The sequence below is a fragment of the Pseudomonas japonica genome (genome assembly GCF_013522925.1).
Taxonomy (GTDB): domain Bacteria; phylum Pseudomonadota; class Gammaproteobacteria; order Pseudomonadales; family Pseudomonadaceae; genus Aquipseudomonas; species Aquipseudomonas japonica_A.
Map to the genome: position 1 here is coordinate 80,365 of NZ_JAAMQU010000013.1, position 15,857 is coordinate 96,221.

General features: G+C 64.4%; 20 protein-coding genes. 8 read left to right on the forward strand and 12 right to left on the reverse strand.

What is annotated here, in order from left to right; genetic code table 11:
* Positions 1 to 16: 16 nt before the first annotated feature.
* The 8 genes from G7016_RS19990 to nrdR form a co-directional block, all read right to left on the reverse strand.
* Positions 17 to 520 carry a phosphatidylglycerophosphatase A family protein gene (locus G7016_RS19990; protein WP_181117470.1) on the reverse strand — a complete coding sequence of 168 codons (504 nt, stop codon included), beginning with the start codon at positions 518 to 520 and terminating at the stop codon, positions 17 to 19.
* Complete coding sequence (gene thiL / locus G7016_RS19995) at positions 517 to 1,488, reverse strand: thiamine-phosphate kinase (protein WP_181117559.1); 972 nt, start codon at positions 1,486 to 1,488, stop codon at positions 517 to 519. The genes G7016_RS19990 and thiL overlap by 4 nt, the downstream gene beginning before the upstream one ends.
* A 6-nt stretch (positions 1,489 to 1,494) precedes the next feature.
* A complete protein-coding gene (nusB, locus tag G7016_RS20000) occupies positions 1,495 to 1,992 on the reverse strand; it encodes a transcription antitermination factor NusB (RefSeq protein ID WP_181117471.1) in 498 nt (165 codons plus the stop codon).
* A complete protein-coding gene (gene ribH / locus G7016_RS20005; RefSeq protein WP_181117472.1) occupies positions 1,989 to 2,465 on the reverse strand; it encodes a 6,7-dimethyl-8-ribityllumazine synthase in 477 nt (158 codons plus the stop codon). The genes nusB and ribH overlap by 4 nt, the downstream gene beginning before the upstream one ends.
* Positions 2,466 to 2,548: 83 nt before the next feature.
* On the reverse strand, positions 2,549 to 3,640 hold the full coding sequence (ribBA, locus tag G7016_RS20010) for a bifunctional 3,4-dihydroxy-2-butanone-4-phosphate synthase/GTP cyclohydrolase II (protein ID WP_181117473.1): 1,092 nt from the start codon (positions 3,638 to 3,640) through the stop codon (positions 2,549 to 2,551).
* Positions 3,641 to 3,658: 18 nt separating this feature from the next.
* Complete coding sequence (locus G7016_RS20015; protein ID WP_181117474.1) at positions 3,659 to 4,318, reverse strand: riboflavin synthase; 660 nt, start codon at positions 4,316 to 4,318, stop codon at positions 3,659 to 3,661.
* A gap of 24 nt (positions 4,319 to 4,342) precedes the next feature.
* Complete coding sequence (gene ribD / locus G7016_RS20020; protein ID WP_181117475.1) at positions 4,343 to 5,482, reverse strand: bifunctional diaminohydroxyphosphoribosylaminopyrimidine deaminase/5-amino-6-(5-phosphoribosylamino)uracil reductase RibD; 1,140 nt, start codon at positions 5,480 to 5,482, stop codon at positions 4,343 to 4,345.
* Positions 5,479 to 5,943: a transcriptional regulator NrdR gene (gene nrdR / locus G7016_RS20025; protein ID WP_181117476.1), complete on the reverse strand. Its 465-nt coding sequence runs from the start codon at positions 5,941 to 5,943 to the stop codon at positions 5,479 to 5,481. The genes ribD and nrdR overlap by 4 nt, the downstream gene beginning before the upstream one ends.
* Positions 5,944 to 6,092: 149 nt before the next feature.
* On the opposite strand from nrdR, the gene G7016_RS20030 reads away from it, so the two are divergent.
* The 3 genes from G7016_RS20030 to trxA all read left to right on the forward strand — a co-directional run bounded on the left by G7016_RS20030 (position 6,093) and on the right by trxA (position 8,146).
* Positions 6,093 to 6,554, forward strand: coding sequence for a YbaY family lipoprotein (locus G7016_RS20030; protein ID WP_181117477.1), 462 nt, complete (start codon positions 6,093 to 6,095; stop codon positions 6,552 to 6,554).
* 3 nt (positions 6,555 to 6,557) lie between these two features.
* On the forward strand, positions 6,558 to 7,211 hold the full coding sequence (locus tag G7016_RS20035) for a class I SAM-dependent methyltransferase (protein WP_181117478.1): 654 nt from the start codon (positions 6,558 to 6,560) through the stop codon (positions 7,209 to 7,211).
* A 62-nt stretch (positions 7,212 to 7,273) separates the two neighbouring features.
* Positions 7,274 to 8,146, forward strand: coding sequence for a thioredoxin (trxA, locus tag G7016_RS20040; protein WP_181117479.1), 873 nt, complete (start codon positions 7,274 to 7,276; stop codon positions 8,144 to 8,146).
* Here trxA and G7016_RS20045 read toward each other — a convergent pair.
* Entirely contained in the window at positions 8,140 to 8,505 is a 366-nt protein-coding gene (locus tag G7016_RS20045) for a hypothetical protein (RefSeq protein ID WP_181117480.1), read from the reverse strand. The genes trxA and G7016_RS20045 overlap by 7 nt on opposite strands.
* Before the next feature lie 136 nt (positions 8,506 to 8,641).
* Between G7016_RS20045 and G7016_RS20050 the strand changes: the two genes are divergently transcribed.
* From G7016_RS20050 to G7016_RS20070, 5 genes are all read left to right on the forward strand, one after another.
* Positions 8,642 to 9,235, forward strand: a complete 594-nt coding sequence (locus G7016_RS20050) for a DUF2796 domain-containing protein (protein WP_181117481.1) — start codon at positions 8,642 to 8,644, stop codon at positions 9,233 to 9,235.
* Positions 9,236 to 9,237: 2 nt separating this feature from the next.
* Positions 9,238 to 9,945 (forward strand): ATP-binding cassette domain-containing protein, encoded by a 708-nt coding sequence (locus tag G7016_RS20055; RefSeq protein ID WP_181117482.1) that lies wholly within the window; start codon positions 9,238 to 9,240, stop codon positions 9,943 to 9,945.
* Positions 9,945 to 11,210, forward strand: coding sequence for an ABC transporter permease (locus G7016_RS20060; protein ID WP_181117483.1), 1,266 nt, complete (start codon positions 9,945 to 9,947; stop codon positions 11,208 to 11,210). The genes G7016_RS20055 and G7016_RS20060 overlap by 1 nt, the downstream gene beginning before the upstream one ends.
* A gap of 23 nt (positions 11,211 to 11,233) precedes the next feature.
* Positions 11,234 to 11,746, forward strand: a complete 513-nt coding sequence (locus G7016_RS20065; RefSeq protein ID WP_181117484.1) for a DUF3299 domain-containing protein — start codon at positions 11,234 to 11,236, stop codon at positions 11,744 to 11,746.
* Between the two features lie 117 nt (positions 11,747 to 11,863).
* On the forward strand, positions 11,864 to 12,562 hold the full coding sequence (locus G7016_RS20070) for an OmpW/AlkL family protein (RefSeq protein ID WP_181117485.1): 699 nt from the start codon (positions 11,864 to 11,866) through the stop codon (positions 12,560 to 12,562).
* Here the strand turns inward: G7016_RS20070 and G7016_RS20075 are convergent.
* From G7016_RS20075 to G7016_RS20085, 3 genes are all read right to left on the reverse strand, one after another.
* Positions 12,550 to 13,488, reverse strand: coding sequence for an NAD-dependent epimerase/dehydratase family protein (locus tag G7016_RS20075; RefSeq protein WP_181117486.1), 939 nt, complete (start codon positions 13,486 to 13,488; stop codon positions 12,550 to 12,552). The genes G7016_RS20070 and G7016_RS20075 overlap by 13 nt on opposite strands.
* A complete protein-coding gene (locus tag G7016_RS20080) occupies positions 13,481 to 14,365 on the reverse strand; it encodes a sugar nucleotide-binding protein (RefSeq protein ID WP_181117487.1) in 885 nt (294 codons plus the stop codon). Before G7016_RS20080 ends, G7016_RS20075 begins: the two co-directional genes overlap by 8 nt.
* A gap of 118 nt (positions 14,366 to 14,483) precedes the next feature.
* Positions 14,484 to 15,671 carry an HD-GYP domain-containing protein gene (locus tag G7016_RS20085; RefSeq protein WP_181117488.1) on the reverse strand — a complete coding sequence of 396 codons (1,188 nt, stop codon included), beginning with the start codon at positions 15,669 to 15,671 and terminating at the stop codon, positions 14,484 to 14,486.
* Positions 15,672 to 15,857 lie beyond the last annotated feature (186 nt).

A 15,857-nucleotide genomic window follows, 5' to 3' on the forward strand; every position in this document is an offset into this window, starting at 1 on the left:
CATGTTTGCCGATGGTTCAGGTGAACAGCACCACCAGCCCTTGCATCGCCAGCCAGGCGAATACGCCCGCCAGTACATCGTCCAGCATGATCCCGATACCCCCGTGTACATGCCGGTCGATCCAGCGAATCGGCCAGGGCTTGAGGATGTCGAAGAAGCGGAATACCAGGAACCCCGCAAGCAGCCAGTACCAGCCTTCAGGTACCAGCCACAGGGTAATCCACATGCCCACCATTTCGTCCCACACGATACCTTCATGGTCGTGTACCCGAAGGTCATCGGCCACCTTGCCGCACAGCCAGAAGCCGAACAGCATGGTGACGCCCAGCATAAGCCAGTAACCCCAGTCGGGCAGCATCTGCCACAACGGAATGAACGGCACGGCCACGATCGAACCCCACGTGCCCGGGGCCTTCGGGAGTGTGCCTGAGCCAAACCCGAACGCGATGAAGTGCCACGGGTTACGCCACACCGATGGCGGTACGAACTCTGCGGGCACCTGGTTCGGATGGTCTGTCACGGTTGCTCCTGAAAATGTTGATAGCCGCGCTGCCTGGGCGTGATGTCCTGGCCCTGGTCATCCAGCACGTACACGCCTTGACCCTCTGCCACATGGCCAATCACCACAGGTTCATGGCCACGCTGGCGCAGCGGCGACAGGTGATGAGGCGCCAGGGTGAAGGCGAGCACATAATCGTCGCCTCCGCTCAAGGCGGCCTCCATCGCGGCCTGACCGCCCGCGAAACCTTGCAAGGCATCTGACAGCGGCACGCTCGATTGTTCGATATGCAATGCCACCCCTGAAGCGCGCGCGATATGCCCGCAGTCAGCCAGCAGGCCGTCAGAAATATCCAGGGCGGCGGAGGCCAGGCCGCGCAGCGCCAACCCCAGGCTGAATTGGGGGCGTGGCGCCCAGTAATGGTCGAGCAATGGCTCGCTGTGCTCGGGGCTGGCGGTGCGCTGGCCAAGTACCAGCGGCAGCGCCCCGGCGGCGTTACCCAGGTTGCCGCCTACGCACAGTAGGTCGCCCGGCCGGGCGCCAGCCCGGGTCAACGCCTGCCCTGCGGGCACCGTTCCGAACACCGTGACCGTGAGGCTAAGGGGCCCGCGGGTAGTGTCACCGCCCACCAGCCGCAACCCACAGGTAGCAGCCATGGCGTCCAGGCCATCGGCGAAATCGCGCAGCCATGCGGGGGACACTTCGGGCAGGGTAAGGGCCAGGGTAAAGCCGAGCGGCAATGCGCCCATGGCGGCAAGGTCGCTGGCGGCGACGGCCAGAGAGCGCTGCCCCAGCAGGCGAGGCGGCGCGGCATGCGGGAAGTGCACGCCTTCTACCAGCGTGTCGGTGGAGACCGCCATCTGCTCGCCCGGCGCAAGGGCAAGCAGGGCGCAATCGTCCCCGATACCCAACGCCACCCCGTCGCTGGCGCGCGCGCATACCGCCGCCGCGAAATAGCGACGGATCAGCTCGAACTCACCGAGCGCCACGGCCACTCAGCGCTTGTTTGCGTTGACTTCCGGCGCGCGCAGGCGCGGCGCCAGTTTATCCAGCACACCGTTCACGAACTTGTGCCCGTCGGTTGCGCCGTAGATTTTCGCCAGCTCGATGCCCTCGTTGATGACCACCTTGTAAGGCACATCCACCCGCTTGAGCAGCTCGAACGTGGACAGGCGCAACACGGACAACTCGACCGGGTCCAGCTCGTCGAGGGTCAGTTCCATGCAGGGCTTGAGCTGATCGTCGATCTCGGTCTTGTTCGCGGCTACGCCGTGTAACAGTTCGCGGAAGTAGGCACCGTCCACGTCGCTGAAGTCGTTGTCCACACGGAACTGCGCTTCGATCTCGTTGAGCGAGTGCTTCGCGATATGCCACTGGTAAAGGGCCTGGGTAGCCATTTTCCGAGCTTCACGCCGCTTGGCGCTCTTGCTCTTGGCGGTGGCTGGGTCCTTGGGCTCGCGAGGGTTGAAACGCTCGTTTTCGTCGTTGATCACTTGGCCTCCAACTGCGACAGCAGGCTGACCATCTCGAGCGCGCTCAGGGCGGCTTCGGCACCCTTGTTACCGGCCTTGGTACCGGAACGCTCGATGGCCTGTTCGATGGTGTCGACGGTCAGTACGCCGAAGGCGACTGGCACGCCAAACTCCATGGACACCTGGGACAGGCCCTTGGTGCATTCGCCTGCAACATATTCGAAGTGAGGGGTGCCGCCGCGGATGACCGCGCCCAGCGCGATGATTGCGTCGAACTCACTGCGCTGAGCGACTTTCTGGGCAACCAGCGGGATTTCGAACGCACCCGGCGCGCGAATCACGGTGATGTCGCTTTCGTTGATACCGTGGCGAACCAGGGCATCGACGGCGCCGCTGACCAGGCTTTCCACGACGAAGCTGTTGAAGCGGCCAACCACCAGCGCATAGCGCCCTTTGGGGGCAATGAAGGTACCTTCGATGGTCTTCAGGGTCATTCGGTGTTCTCGTATTTAAAGAGCCAGGCCGCACACGGCGGCCTGTAGGTAAGTTAAGTCGAAAAGCAGGCGCCGCGGCCTGTTTATTCGGAGGGCACGTATTCTACAACTTCCAGGTCGAATCCGGATATCGCGTTGAACTTCATCGGCGAACTCATGAGGCGCATCTTGCGCACGCCCAGGTCCCGGAGGATCTGCGAGCCCGCCCCTACGATGCTGTAGGTATTGGGCTTTTTCGGCGGCACGTGCTCGGCCACTTCGCGGATGTGCGCCAGCAACTGGTCGCCGTCCAGCGGGTGACCCAGCAGCAGCACCACACCGGCGCCCGCTTCGGCCACGTGTGTCATGGCGGCGCGAAGGCTCCAGCGGCCAGGCTGGCGCACCATCAACAGGTCGCGCAGCGGGTCCATGTTGTGCACCCTTACCAGGGTAGGCTCGTCGGGCTGAACCTTGCCCAGGGTAAGCGCCATGTGCACGTCGCCTTCGACCGAATCCCGGTAGGTCACCAGGTTGAACTGGCCCAGGTCGGTATCGAGCGGCTGCTCGGAAACGCGGGCCACGGTGCGCTCGTGGATCATGCGGTAGTGGATCAGGTCAGCGATGGTGCCGATCTTGATCCCATGTTCGGCGGCGAACGCTTCCAGTTCGGTACGGCGCGACATGGTGCCGTCGTCGTTCATCACTTCACAGATCACGCCGGCAGGCTCGAAGCCGGCCATGCGCGCCAGGTCGCAGGCGGCCTCGGTGTGCCCGGCGCGGGCCAAGGTACCGCCCGGCTGAGCCATCAGCGGGAAGATATGCCCGGGGCTGACGATGTCTTCGGCCACGGCCTCCTTCGCCGCTGCGGCCTGGACGGTACGCGCGCGATCCGCGGCGGAGATACCGGTGGTCACGCCTTCGGCCGCTTCGATGGACACCGTGAACTTGGTGCCGAAGCCTGAACCGTTGCGCGGCGCCATCAATGGCAGCTTCAACGCCTCGCAGCGTTCGCGGGTCATCGGCATGCAGATCAGGCCACGGGCGAAGCGCGCCATGAAGTTGATGTGCTCGGCCTGGCAGCATTCGGCGGCCATGATCAGGTCGCCTTCGTTCTCTCGGTCTTCGTCATCCATGAGGATGACCATCTTGCCCTGGCGGATGTCTTCAACCAGCTCTTCGATCGTGTTGAGCGCCACGCGGCACCCCCTTGCGTATTATTTGAGGTAGCCGTTGGCGGCCAGGAAGCTTTCGGTGATGCCGCCCTGCCCCGGGTTGGCGGCCTTGTCGCCGAGCAGCAGGCGCTCCAGGTAGCGGGCCAGGAGGTCGACTTCAAGGTTTACCCGCCGGCCGGGCTGGTAGCTGGCCATGATGGTTTCGGCAAGGGTGTGGGGCACGATGGTGAGTTCGAACTCCGCGCCGTTTACCGCGTTTACCGTGAGGCTGGTGCCGTCTACGGTAATCGAGCCCTTGTGAGCGATGTAGCGTGCCAGTTCAGCCGGCGCCCGCAGGGTGAACTGCACGGCGCGGGCATTCTCGCTGCGGGCTACCACTTCACCCACACCATCCACGTGGCCGCTGACCAGGTGGCCACCCAGGCGGCTGCTGGGCGTGAGTGCCTTTTCGAGGTTCACCGGGCTGCCGGTTTTCAGGTCGTTGAAAGCGGTGCAGTCCAGGGTTTCGCGGCTAACGTCCGCCCAAAACCCATCGCCCGGCAATTCCACGGCAGTGAGGCACACACCGTTCACCGCAATGCTGTCGCCAAGTTTCACGTCGGTGAGGTCCAGCTTCCCGGTGCTCACATACACACGCACGTCACCGCCCTTGGGCGTGAGCGCGCGGATACTGCCAATGGATTCGATGATGCCGGTGAACATGGAGGACCTCCGGAAAACGGGGAATTATACGGGGCGAGCAGGCGCTGGCACGGCAATGACCTGCCAGTCGTCGCCCACCGCACGCATTTGAACGATTTTCAGCGCTGGCGCCTCGGCCATTGTGGTCAGGGGCCAGTCCAGCAAGGGCCGAGCACTGGAGCCCATGAACAAACCAGCCACGAACAAGCGGTACTCATCCACCAGCCCTGCCTGGGCGAAGGCACCCGCCAGCCGCGGGCCAGCTTCTACAAGCACCTCGTTCGCGCCACGACGGGCGAGCTCGCGCAGCAGCCCCGGCAGATCGACCTGGCCGTTAGCACCTGGAAGCAACAACGTATCGGCAGCCACCGCCTCGTAGCCTTCCGGGCTGGAGGGCGACAGAGCGCATACCACCAGCGACGGGCCAGCAGTGAAGAAGGCAGCATTCGTGGGCACACGCAAACGGCCGTCAATGAGTACGCGCAACGGCGGCCGGCCGGCGGCCAGCGTGGCCATGGGTTCCGGCAGGCCTAGCTCGCCCGGGCGCACAGTGAGCCGCGCCGCATCGGTGAGTACCGTATCGGCCCCGCTGAGCACCACGCTGGAGCGGGCCCGCAACCGCTGCACCGCACGGCGAGCGTCGGGGCCGGTGATCCACTGGCTTTCGCCACTGGCCATGGCGGTACGGCCATCCAGGCTCATCGCCAGTTTTACCCGCACAAACGGCAAACCGTGCTCCATGCGCTTGATGAACCCTGGGTTGAGTGCCCGCGCCTGCGCTTCAAGCACACCCGCGCGCACCGCAATACCCGCTGCCGCCAGGCGGGCCAGGCCTTGGCCGGCCACCTGAGGGTTAGGGTCCTGCATGGCCGCGACCACGCGCCCTACCCCGGCGGCCAGCAAGGCGTCGGCACAGGGCGGGGTGCGCCCATGATGGCTGCAGGGCTCCAGCGTCACGTACGCCGTGGCGCCACGAGCAGCTTCGCCGGCCTGGCGCAAGGCATGAACCTCGGCATGGGGCTCGCCGACGCGCATGTGCCAACCTTCGCCGACGACCTGCTCGCCCTGGACGATGACACAGCCCACACGCGGGTTGGGATCGGTGGAGTACAGCCCCTGCTCGGCCAATTCCAGCGCGCGGGCCATGAAGCGGTGGTCGAGGGCGTCCTGCGCGGCGTTGCTCATTTGATGGCGGGTTCCCGTGCGAGGCGATCGAGCTCTTCGCGGAATTCGTCCAGTGCCTGAAAGCGCCGGTATACCGAGGCAAAGCGGATGTAGGCGACTTCGTCGAGCTTGCGCAGCTCGGCCATCACCAGCTCCCCGACTACCAAAGACTTGACCTCACGCTCGCCGGTGGCGCGCAGCTGGCCCTTGATATGGCCCAGCGCCGCCTCCAGCCGCTCGATGCTGACCGGGCGCTTTTCCAGCGCGCGCTGCATGCCGGCGCGCAGTTTCTCTTCATCGAAAGGCTGGCGGCTGCCGTCTTGCTTGATCAGCCGAGGCAGTACCAGCTCGGCGGTTTCGAAGGTGGTGAACCGTTCGCCACAGGCAAGGCATTCGCGACGGCGCCGCACTTGTTCGCCTTCGGCGACCAGGCGGGAATCGATGACTTTGGTGTCGTTGGCACCGCAGAAGGGACAGTGCATGGTGGCCGGCATGTTCTGAAATGGACACCAATGTTAGCGCATCGCCCGCCCAAGACACAGCCTTGGCCGCAAGACAGCGACAGGCCTTTGCGGTATACAGGCCATGCGCGATGATGCGATTGCCCCATGCCTACAGGAACAGGCTTCCCATGACAGTACGTTCACTTGCCTTGCTCTGCTGCCTCGGCCTGCTTGCCGCCTGCGCCGGCGAGCCGCCCAAGCCACAACCCGCGCCAGCACCCGTGGCCAAGGCCGCGGCGCCGGACATTCGCGATCCCGAACCCCTCGGCCCCTTGCCTGCCTACCAGCGTGAACTCAGCGGCAACCTCACCGCGATCCCCGGCGGCGCCGAAGTGGAGCTCGCATTGCTGGTAGTCGACGAACGCGGCCGCCCACAACAGTTGCTGGCCAATACCACGCTGGCCGGTACCGGCCGACCGTTGCCATTCCGCCTGCGCTTCAACCCCGACGCCTTTCCCCAGGACGCGCGCGTAGAGCTGCGCGGCCGGGCAAGCCAGTCCGGGCAGTTGATCCTGCACCTCACGCCCCGGCAGATCGGTGGGCCCACCACTCAGGCGCTCGGCACGCTGGAAATGACCAAGGCGCCCTGACCCATGCCGTTGGAACACCTGCATGCCGCGCTGGGCGAACTGCTGGGCGACGCGCGGTTGGCGCCGACGGCGTTGCCCGAAAGCAACTTGAGCCTATGGCTGCTGGACCCCGCCCACATGGCGCGCCCCTTCAGCAGCGACGAAACCCGGCGCATTCTCGAGGCGCCGCCGTACTGGAGTTTTTGCTGGGCCAGTGGCCTTGCGATGGCGCGCTTTCTGGCGGGGCAGCCGCAGTGGGTGCAAGGCAAGCGCGTGCTGGATTTCGGCGCCGGCTCGGGCGTTGTAGCGATTGCCGCAGCCCGCGCGGGCGCGGCTGAGGTGATGGCCTGCGACCTGGACCCGCTGGCGCTAAGCGCCTGTCGCGCCAACGCGGCGCTGAACAACGTCACGCTAAGTTACTGTGACGACTTCTTCGGCGCTCCCGGCGATTTCGACCTGGTGCTGGTGGCGGATGTTTTGTACGACCGGGAAAACCTGCCGCTGCTCGACGCCTTCTTCGAGCGCGCCGGCGAGGCGCTGGTGGCAGATTCGCGCGTGAGGGACTTCCAGCACCCGCGGTACACCCGACTGGCGCAACTCCAGGGCCTCACCCTGCCAGACCTGGCCGAACCGGACGAGTTTCGCCACGTGAGCCTGTACCATGGGCAGCGCCAGTGACTTTCGGCTCGGCAGCGCAGCCTTTATAGTGTTGCCAACCTTGTCTTCTTTCGAGATTCACCATGAGTCAGGACACCCCGTACATTTTCGACGCCACCGATGCCAATTTTCAGCAAGTGGTCATCGAGAACTCGTTCCACAAGCCGGTACTGGTGGACTTCTGGGCCGACTGGTGCGCGCCCTGCAAAGCGTTGATGCCGATCTTGCAGAAGATTACCGAGGGCTATCAGGGCGAGCTGCTACTGGCCAAGGTGAACTGCGACGTGGAGCAGCAAGTGGTCGCCATGTTCGGCGTACGCAGCCTGCCGACCATGGTGCTGTTCAAGGATGGCCAACCCGTGGATGGCTTCGTTGGCGCCCAACCGGAATCGGCCATTCGCGCCCTGCTCGCCCCGCATGTCGCAGAACCTGCGCCCGCCGCAGCGGACCCGTATGAACAGGCGCAAGCCTTGTTTGCCGAAGGCCGCTACGGTGAAGCGGAGGGGGTGCTGCAAGCGCTGCTCAGCGTGGACAACAGCAACGCCGGGGCGCTGATCCTTTACGCCCGTTGCCTGGCCGAACGCAACGCGTTGACCGAAGCCGAAACCGTGCTCAATGCCGTTACCGGTGACGAACACAAGGCTGCCCTCGCAGGTGCCAAGGCGCAGCTGACCTTCCTGCGCCAAGCTGGCGACCTGCCCGATGCCGCAGACCTGAAAACCCGCCTGGCGCAAAACCCCGGCGACGACGAAGCCGCCTATCAGTTGGCGGTGCGTCAACTGGCACGCCAGCAATACGACGCCGCACTCGATGGCCTGCTGAAGCTGTTCCAGCGCAACCGTGGCTACAACGAGGGCTTGCCCCACAAAACCCTGCTGCAGGTGTTCGACTTGCTGGGCAATGATCACCCACTGGTGACCACGTACCGTCGCAAGCTGTTCGCCGCGCTTTACTGACCTGCCCAGGTGTAGAGCGGTGCATCGCCGCCGCTCACCACGCGCACCTGATCACAGTGGCGCAAGCGCACCAACAAGCGCTTGCCCGCCGCCGGGCTGCCCGCCAGGCCTTCCAATTGATCGAACAATGCCGGCCCGCTGATCTGCCCGCTGGTGCGTACCAGCGCCAGGGCGTTTTGCCATAGCGCATCGTTAGGCGCTGGCTTTGAAGCAGACGCTGCCGCTGGGGCCGAGGGCTCAATGGCTGCGGTGATCGAGGAGTGCTCGACGCTCGCTCGCAGGCGGGCCCAGTCGCTGTCGTCCAATTCGATGTTGAGGTCTACCGGCCATTGGCCGATGGTGCCCGTGATTCTGATCATCCCTTCACCTCGTCAGGTAGGCCGTGACCTTATCATGGGCGCACCGGCCCGGTTGATTCAGCGGGCTTCAATCAGGACTGGTTGGCCGGAAAAATTCGTTATAACATAACGAAAAATTTCCCTGGACGTTGATGCCATGCGCCACGCACTGCTTGCCCTTTCGTTCTCGCTCCTGCCTTTTGCCGTGCTTGCTCAAGCGGCCGTAGAGCCTGCCCATGCACACGGCAGCCTGGGCGCTCACGAACATGGTACGGCCCGGCTTGATGTGGCCTTGGACGGTAAAACCCTCGCACTGGACCTGGACAGCCCCGGCATGAACCTGGTGGGCTTCGAGCATGCGCCTGGAAGCGATGCGGACCGCGCGGCTATCGCCCGGGCGCGCGAGCAACTGGCCGCCCCGCTGCAACTGTTCAGCCTGCCCGCCGCTGCCCACTGCAGCGTGACCCATCAGGAACTGATCAGCCCATTGTTCGGCAATGCTGCCGCCGAACCCGCCGAACCCGCCGGGCACGACGAACACGACGACGGCGATGAGCCCCATCATGAGCACAGCGATGTGGACGGCCATTTCCAGTTCACCTGTGAAAACCCCGGCGCGCTCGATGGGCTGGACCTGAGCACGTTCTTCGCAACCTTCCCGGCGACCCACAAGCTCATGGTGCAGGCCATCACACCCAATGGGCAGGCAGGGCTGGACGCCACGCCGGACAACAGCAAGCTGGCGTTCTGAACATGGCGGCGCCACTGATCGAACTGCAGGGCCTGGGCTTTGCCTGGCCAGGCCAGCCCGAGTTGCTCGACCTCCCTGCCCTGCACCTTGATGCTGGCGAAAGCCTGTTCCTGCGCGGGCCGAGCGGTAGCGGCAAAACCACGCTGCTTGGCCTGCTGGGCGGGGTACAGCTGCCCGGCCGCGGGCAGGTTCGGTTGTTGGGGCAAGACCTGGCGCAACTGCGCCAAGGGGCACGGGACCGGTTTCGGGTAGATCACACGGGTTACATCTTCCAGCAGTTCAACCTGCTGCCGTTTCTGTCGGTGAGGGACAACGTGCGGTTGCCGTGCCGGTTCTCTCCCTTGCGCCTGGCCCGGGCCCAACAGCGCCACGGAAGCCTGGACCAGGCTGCCGATACCCTGCTCGGCCATCTGGGCCTGCCCGCAGCGCTGTACGACCGCCGCGCCGATGCCTTGTCCATCGGCCAGCAGCAGCGGGTGGCCGCCGCCCGCGCCCTGATCGGCCAACCTGAACTGGTGATCGCGGACGAGCCCACTTCGGCTCTGGACAGTGACGCCCGCGAGGCATTTTTACGGTTGCTGTTCGAGGAATGCCAGGCCGCGGGTTCTGGGCTGCTGTTTGTGAGCCATGACCAAAGCCTGGCGCCCTTGTTCGACCGCGCCGAATCACTCCTTGACCTCAACCGCGCCGCGCGCCCTTCGGAGGCTTGATGCCCTTGTTACGCCTTGCGTTGGCCAGCCTCGCCAACCGCCGCTTCACTGCCGCGCTCACGGCCTTTGCCATTGCGGTTTCGGTATGCCTGCTGCTGGCCGTGGAGCGCGTGCGAACCGAGGCACGCGCCAGCTTCGCCAGCACTATCAGCGGCACCGACTTGGTCATCGGCGCCCGCTCGGGCTCGATCAACCTGCTGCTGTATTCGGTATTCAGGATTGGCAACGCCACCAACAACATCCGCTGGAGCAGTTACGAGCATTACGCCCAAGACCCCCGTGTGAAATGGGCCATTCCCATCTCGCTTGGGGATTCCCACCGCGGCTACCGCGTGATGGGCACGGACCACAATTACTTCGAGCATTACCACTACGGCCATGGCCAGGCGCTGCAGCTGGCGCAAGGCCGCCCCTTCGCAAGCGACCCCTTCGAAGTGGTGCTGGGCGCAGAAGTGGCGCAAGCACTGCACTACAAGCTGGGCGATCAACTGGTGCTGGCCCATGGAGTTGCCACCATCAGCCTGGTGAAGCACGACGACAAGCCTTTTACCGTGGTGGGGATTCTCAAGCGCACAGGCACACCTGTGGACCGCACGCTGCACATCAGCCTGGCGGGCATGGAAGCGATTCATGTGGACTGGCACAACGGCATGCCGGCCCGCGGCGCCGAGCGCGTCAGTGCCGACCAGGCACGGGCGATGGACCTCACGCCCAAGGCGATTACCGCCATGTTGGTGGGCCTGAATAACCGTGTGACCACCTTCGCCTTGCAGCGGGAAATCAACGAGTACCTGGACGAGCCGCTGTTGGCGATCCTGCCCGGCGTGGCCTTGCAGGAACTGTGGAGCTTGATGGGCACGGCGGAGCAGGCACTGTTCGTGGTCTCGCTGTTCGTGGTGCTTACCGGGTTGATCGGCATGCTGACCGCTATCCTCACCAGCCTCAACGAGCGGCGGCGGGAAATGGCGATCCTGCGCTCGGTCGGGGCTCGGCCCTGGCAGATTGCGCTGCTGTTGATTGCCGAAGCAGGCGCGCTCGCGTTGGCGGGCATCGTGGCCGGGGTGGCACTGTTGTATGTGGGCATCGCCAGCGCGCAAGGCTTCGTGCAAGCCAGTTACGGTTTGTATCTGCCCCTGGCGCTGCCCAGCGCTTATGAATGGTCCCTGCTGGGGCTGGTATTCGCAGCGGCAGTGTTGATCGGTGCGATTCCCGCCTGGCGCGCCTATCGGCAGTCCCTGGCCGACGGCCTTACTGTCCACCTGTAGTTTTTGATTGTTCAGGAGCGCTCATGCGCCTGTTGTTAGCCTTGATGCTGGCGGTTGCGAGTACCGCCCATGCCGAAGCCACCCGTGTACTTACGTGGGAAGCACTGGTGCCGCCCGATGCGCCGAAGATCGCCCCGGTAATGACACCGATGCACGACCTGTCGACCCTCGGCACCGGCCTGGCCGAAGCCGCCCCGGCCGCGCACCAGTTGGCGACCCATACGCCGGTGGTGAAGGCGCTGGACGGCCAGCATGTGCGGCTGCCCGGTTATATCGTGCCGCTGGAGGTGAACGAGGACGGCCGCACCACGGACTTTCTGCTGGTGCCGTATTACGGCGCCTGCATCCATGTGCCGCCGCCGCCCTCCAACCAGATCGTGCACGTGGTGTCCGAGCTGGGGGTGAAGGTGGAAGAGCTGTATCAGCCCTATTGGGTGGAAGGTGCAATGCAGGTAAAAACCACCAGCAGCGAGCTGGCCGAAGCGGGGTACCAGATGGAGGCGCAGAAGATTTTCGCCTACGAACTGCCGGACTGAACCGCCCGGTGCGGCACCCCGTCGCAGGGGCGTGGCGGGCGTTTATTGAGCTGGGTCAATGGTTGCTCCGCGGCGGGCGTTCAGGATTGAACGCATTCGTCTGCCAATGGAGCCTTCATGAAAACGTTTGTATTCGGTGCCGCTACCCTTGCCCTGGCACTGGCTGCCCCCGCCGCGTTCGCCCACCAGGCTGGGGACTTCATCCTCCGCGCCGGTGCCGCGAAAGTATCGCCCAACGAGGACAGCGGCGAGCTGAAGCTCGATGGCGCGCGAATCGGTGGCACCCGCGCCACACTGGATGGCGACACTCAGCTGGGCCTGGCCTTCGCCTATATGCTCACGGACCATATCGGCGTGGAGCTGTTGGCGGCCACGCCGTTCCAGCACCGTGTAGGCGTGAAAGGCATCAGCGCGGCCACCGGCATCGACGGGCTGGATGGCAAGCTGGGGGATATCCGCCAATTGCCGCCGACCCTCTCGCTGCAGTATTACCCGATGGCGCCCACCTCACGCTTCCAGCCCTATGCCGGTATCGGTGTGAACTACACGCTGTTCTTCGACGAAGACTTGAGCAGCGAACGAAAAGCCCAGGGCTTCAGCCACTTCAAGCTGCAGGATTCCATCGGCCTGGCCGGCCAGGTGGGCGTGGATTACATGCTGACCGACCATGTGATGTTCAACGCCGCCGTGTGGTACGCCGATATCAATACCAAGGCCAGCGTAGACGGCCCAACAGCCCTAGGGGTGGGCCGTACCAAGGTCAACGTGGACGTTGACCCTTGGGTGTACATGGTGGGGCTGGGCTACAAATTCTGATCGCCCAACAGGCGCCGCAGGCCGATTTCCAGTGGGGTAACGCTGCCCAGCTGGAAATGCGCCAGCAGCCGCGTGTTGTCCGCCCGGGAGTGCTTGATATCGCCAGCCCGCGGGGCGAGGTGGCTCACGGGAGGCAAACTGCCCAGCACTGAGCCAAGGGCTTCGAGCAGGCGGTTGAGCGACGTGGCCTGGTTCAGCCCCACATTGAACGGCCCGCTTTCCACGTATTCGCCTTCAAGGGCCTGCACCAACAGGCCAACCAAGTCTTCTACATAGAAGAAATCCCGAGTTTGCTCGCCATCGCCGAACAAGGTGATCGGCAAGCCGGCCCGTGCCCGTTCCGCGAAGATGCTGATCACGCCTGAATAAGGCGAGGAAGGGTCTTGCCGCGGGCCGTAGATATTGAAGAAGCGAAACACCACCGGCTCCAGCCCATGCTCGCGCCGGTAGAAGTCCAGGTAATGCTCGCTTGCCAGTTTGTCTGCGGCGTAGGGGGTGAGCGGCGCCTTGGGCACTGCTTCGCTGATGGCCTGGCCTTCACCGTTATTGCCGTACACCGCCGCGCTGGACGCGAAAAGCACCCGGCGCACGCCATTGGCGCGCAGGGCTTCGCACAGGTTGAGCGTGGCCATGAAGTTGCTTCGGTGGGTGCCGACCGGGTCCTCTACCGAGGCCTGGACCGACGCTACTGCGGCCAGATGCACGGCGGCGCTGCAACCCTTGGCGGCCTCGGCGAGCAAGGCGGGATCGGCCGCGTCACCAACGCACAGTTGCAGGCCGGGATGGTCCATGGGCAGGTTTTCGCGCTTGCCAGTGGACAGGTTATCGAGCACTCGCACGGCGTGCCCACGTGCAAGCAGTGCGTCTACCAGGTGCGAGCCGATGAAACCGGCACCGCCAGTGATCAGTATGGGGCGTTCAGCCATGGCGGTAATACCGGTCCAGCAAGGTGTGCAAACCGGCGCGCCAGGCGCGGGGCTTGATACCAAAGGTATGGAGGATTTTCTTGCAGGCCAGCACAGCATGCTGCGGCTCGTCCGCGGCGTCGGCCCGGGCGGCATGCGCTTGCGGGGTGGGTGCCTGAACGCTCAACTGCCGCATACCAGCGGCTTCCGCCAGAATGGCCTGGCCCAGCGCCACTGCAGTGGTAGCCTCGTTACCGGCGTAGTGATAGGTACCCCATAGCGGCGCGGCGCAATCGAGTTGCTTGAGCACCGACAGAATGACGCGGGCGGCGTCGTCCACCGGCGTCGGGTTACCGCGGCGGTCATCGGCCAGCAACACCTGCGAAGCGGTTTCGGCGCGGCTGAGGAAGCGGCCGAGCAAGCCGTCGGGGCTGTCATCGAGCAACCAGCCGAAGCGCAACAACACATGCTGGGGGCAAATGGCGCGTACGCTTTGCTCGATACGCCACAAGGCCTGCCCACGGGTACCCAGCGGCAAGGGCTCGTCTTTTTCGCTGTAGGCTGTGGCGCGCGAGCCGTCGAACACGCGGTAGCTCGACGGCTGCACCAGTACGATACCGTGGTGCTGGCAGAGTTCGGCCAGCCGCTCCACGGCCCGTTCCTGGCCAGCCAACCGGGCTTCGCTTACTTCGCCCGCCTGAAACCAGTCGAAATAATAGGCAAGGTTAACCAGTGCATCCGGGCGGGTGTCGTCGAGCAGTTGGGTCAGGCTCGGGGCGTCCCAGCCGGTGTCCGGTGGGCGCGGGGCAAGGAAGCCGATGTCTTCCTCCGCCCCTTGGCGAATCAGCGCTTGACCAAGGGCGCTACCGCCGCCCAACAGCATTAGGCGCATTCGCATAGAGTCAACAGGTCCAATCCGAAGGGTTCAGCATGGCCGGGGCCACGAAAAGACTGACCATTTTGCGGGTTTATCGCACGTTAGTCACCCTTGCGGCGCAAGTTTCCCCTTCCCTTCTTCACTCGAACAAGGGGTAGCGCTGCGCGGCAAGGCCCGACCATGCCCGATCCAGCTCTGGCAGCCCCCAGGCTTCCGCGGTTTCGATCCGCACGATACGGTCCTCGCCGGTGGTGAGGTCGAGGCTTTGCGGCGCCAGCAATTGCCGCCGTTTGCAGTCCAGCAGCAGTACCACACGGGGCGCCAGCAGGGCGCCGTCGTTCTGCTCCGCCACTACCGCCAGGCGATCACTGGCCAGCCGCACCAGGGCGCCCACCGGGTATATCCCAACAGTGCGCACAAAGGCCTGGAAAAGGTGGGTATCGAAGTGCCCCTTCCAGGAGGCCATCTCTTTGAGCGAATGCGCCGGCCCCCAGGGTTTTTTGTACGGCCGAGCGGAGGTTACCGCGTCGTACACGTCACAAATGGCCGCCATCCGCGCCATCGGGCTGATGGCCTCCCCTTGCAGCCCATGGGGGTAGCCGGTGCCGTCGTATTTCTCGTGGTGATGCAGGCAAACGTCGATCGCTGCCACGCTCAAAAAGCCACTACGGCGCAGAATGTCCAGCCCACCCAAGGGGTGTGCGCGAATGACCTGAAACTCGTCGTCCGTGAGGCGGCCGGGCTTGTTCAGAATGTCCAGCGGGATCGCCATCTTGCCAATGTCATGCAACAGGCCAGCGGTGCCAGCTTCGAGCACATCAGCATCGGCCTGGCCAAGCTGGCGGGCCAGGGCCACCATCAGGCCGCACACAGCCACCGAGTGCATGTAGGTGTATTCGTCCGCCGTCTTCAGGCGGGCGAGGCTGATCAACGCATGAGGGTGGCGCATGACCGACGCGGCAATTTCTTCGACCACCGCAACGGCAGCCTCATTACTGATGGCCTGGCCCAGGCGAGCGTCGTTGAACATGCTGGCCACTGCCCGCTTGGCCCGGGCACACACGGCGAGGGCCTGGTCCACTTCAGCCTGCAAGCCAATCGAGGGCGCAGGCGGCGGCTGCACGGCTGCCACGCGCGGTTCCACATCCAGGCCCTTGGACGTGTCGATGTACACTTCAGCAATACCGCTGGCCAGAATACGCTCAAGGTCCACAGGGTGTTGGACCTTGAAACCTACCTTCCACAGCGACTGGGTAATGCCACTGCCTACGGCCTCATGTAAAAACATGCCGACGGTCAGCTCGGTGACTGAAATTTTTCGAATCATAGCGGGCACCACGTGGTCTCTTCGCTGTATCGGCGACTCAAGGCGTTTTAATAGCATTTGCCGCCACGGTCCGACGAGCCGCAGGCCTTTGGGCGGGCCGCCCCGATACGCGACCTCCCGGCTGTGAAACAATCCCGGGCCAAGCGCCGTGGAGGCTTTGATTCCAGGGTTCACTTCACCGCCATG

Coding starts and splice junctions, on each gene's coding strand:
- ribH (WP_181117472.1), bottom strand. CDS start 2,465: ATGACCCTGAAGACCATCGAAGGTACCTTCATTGCCCCCAAAGGGCGC.
- G7016_RS20015 (WP_181117474.1), bottom strand. CDS start 4,318: ATGTTCACCGGCATCATCGAATCCATTGGCAGTATCCGCGCGCTCACG.
- ribD (WP_181117475.1), bottom strand. CDS start 5,482: ATGAGCAACGCCGCGCAGGACGCCCTCGACCACCGCTTCATGGCCCGC.
- nrdR (WP_181117476.1), bottom strand. CDS start 5,943: ATGCACTGTCCCTTCTGCGGTGCCAACGACACCAAAGTCATCGATTCC.
- G7016_RS20030 (WP_181117477.1), top strand. CDS start 6,093: ATGACAGTACGTTCACTTGCCTTGCTCTGCTGCCTCGGCCTGCTTGCC.
- G7016_RS20035 (WP_181117478.1), top strand. CDS start 6,558: ATGCCGTTGGAACACCTGCATGCCGCGCTGGGCGAACTGCTGGGCGAC.
- trxA (WP_181117479.1), top strand. CDS start 7,274: ATGAGTCAGGACACCCCGTACATTTTCGACGCCACCGATGCCAATTTT.
- G7016_RS20045 (WP_181117480.1), bottom strand. CDS start 8,505: ATGATCAGAATCACGGGCACCATCGGCCAATGGCCGGTAGACCTCAAC.
- G7016_RS20050 (WP_181117481.1), top strand. CDS start 8,642: ATGCGCCACGCACTGCTTGCCCTTTCGTTCTCGCTCCTGCCTTTTGCC.
- G7016_RS20055 (WP_181117482.1), top strand. CDS start 9,238: ATGGCGGCGCCACTGATCGAACTGCAGGGCCTGGGCTTTGCCTGGCCA.
- G7016_RS20060 (WP_181117483.1), top strand. CDS start 9,945: ATGCCCTTGTTACGCCTTGCGTTGGCCAGCCTCGCCAACCGCCGCTTC.
- G7016_RS20065 (WP_181117484.1), top strand. CDS start 11,234: ATGCGCCTGTTGTTAGCCTTGATGCTGGCGGTTGCGAGTACCGCCCAT.
- G7016_RS20070 (WP_181117485.1), top strand. CDS start 11,864: ATGAAAACGTTTGTATTCGGTGCCGCTACCCTTGCCCTGGCACTGGCT.
- G7016_RS20075 (WP_181117486.1), bottom strand. CDS start 13,488: ATGGCTGAACGCCCCATACTGATCACTGGCGGTGCCGGTTTCATCGGC.
- G7016_RS20080 (WP_181117487.1), bottom strand. CDS start 14,365: ATGCGAATGCGCCTAATGCTGTTGGGCGGCGGTAGCGCCCTTGGTCAA.
- G7016_RS20085 (WP_181117488.1), bottom strand. CDS start 15,671: ATGATTCGAAAAATTTCAGTCACCGAGCTGACCGTCGGCATGTTTTTA.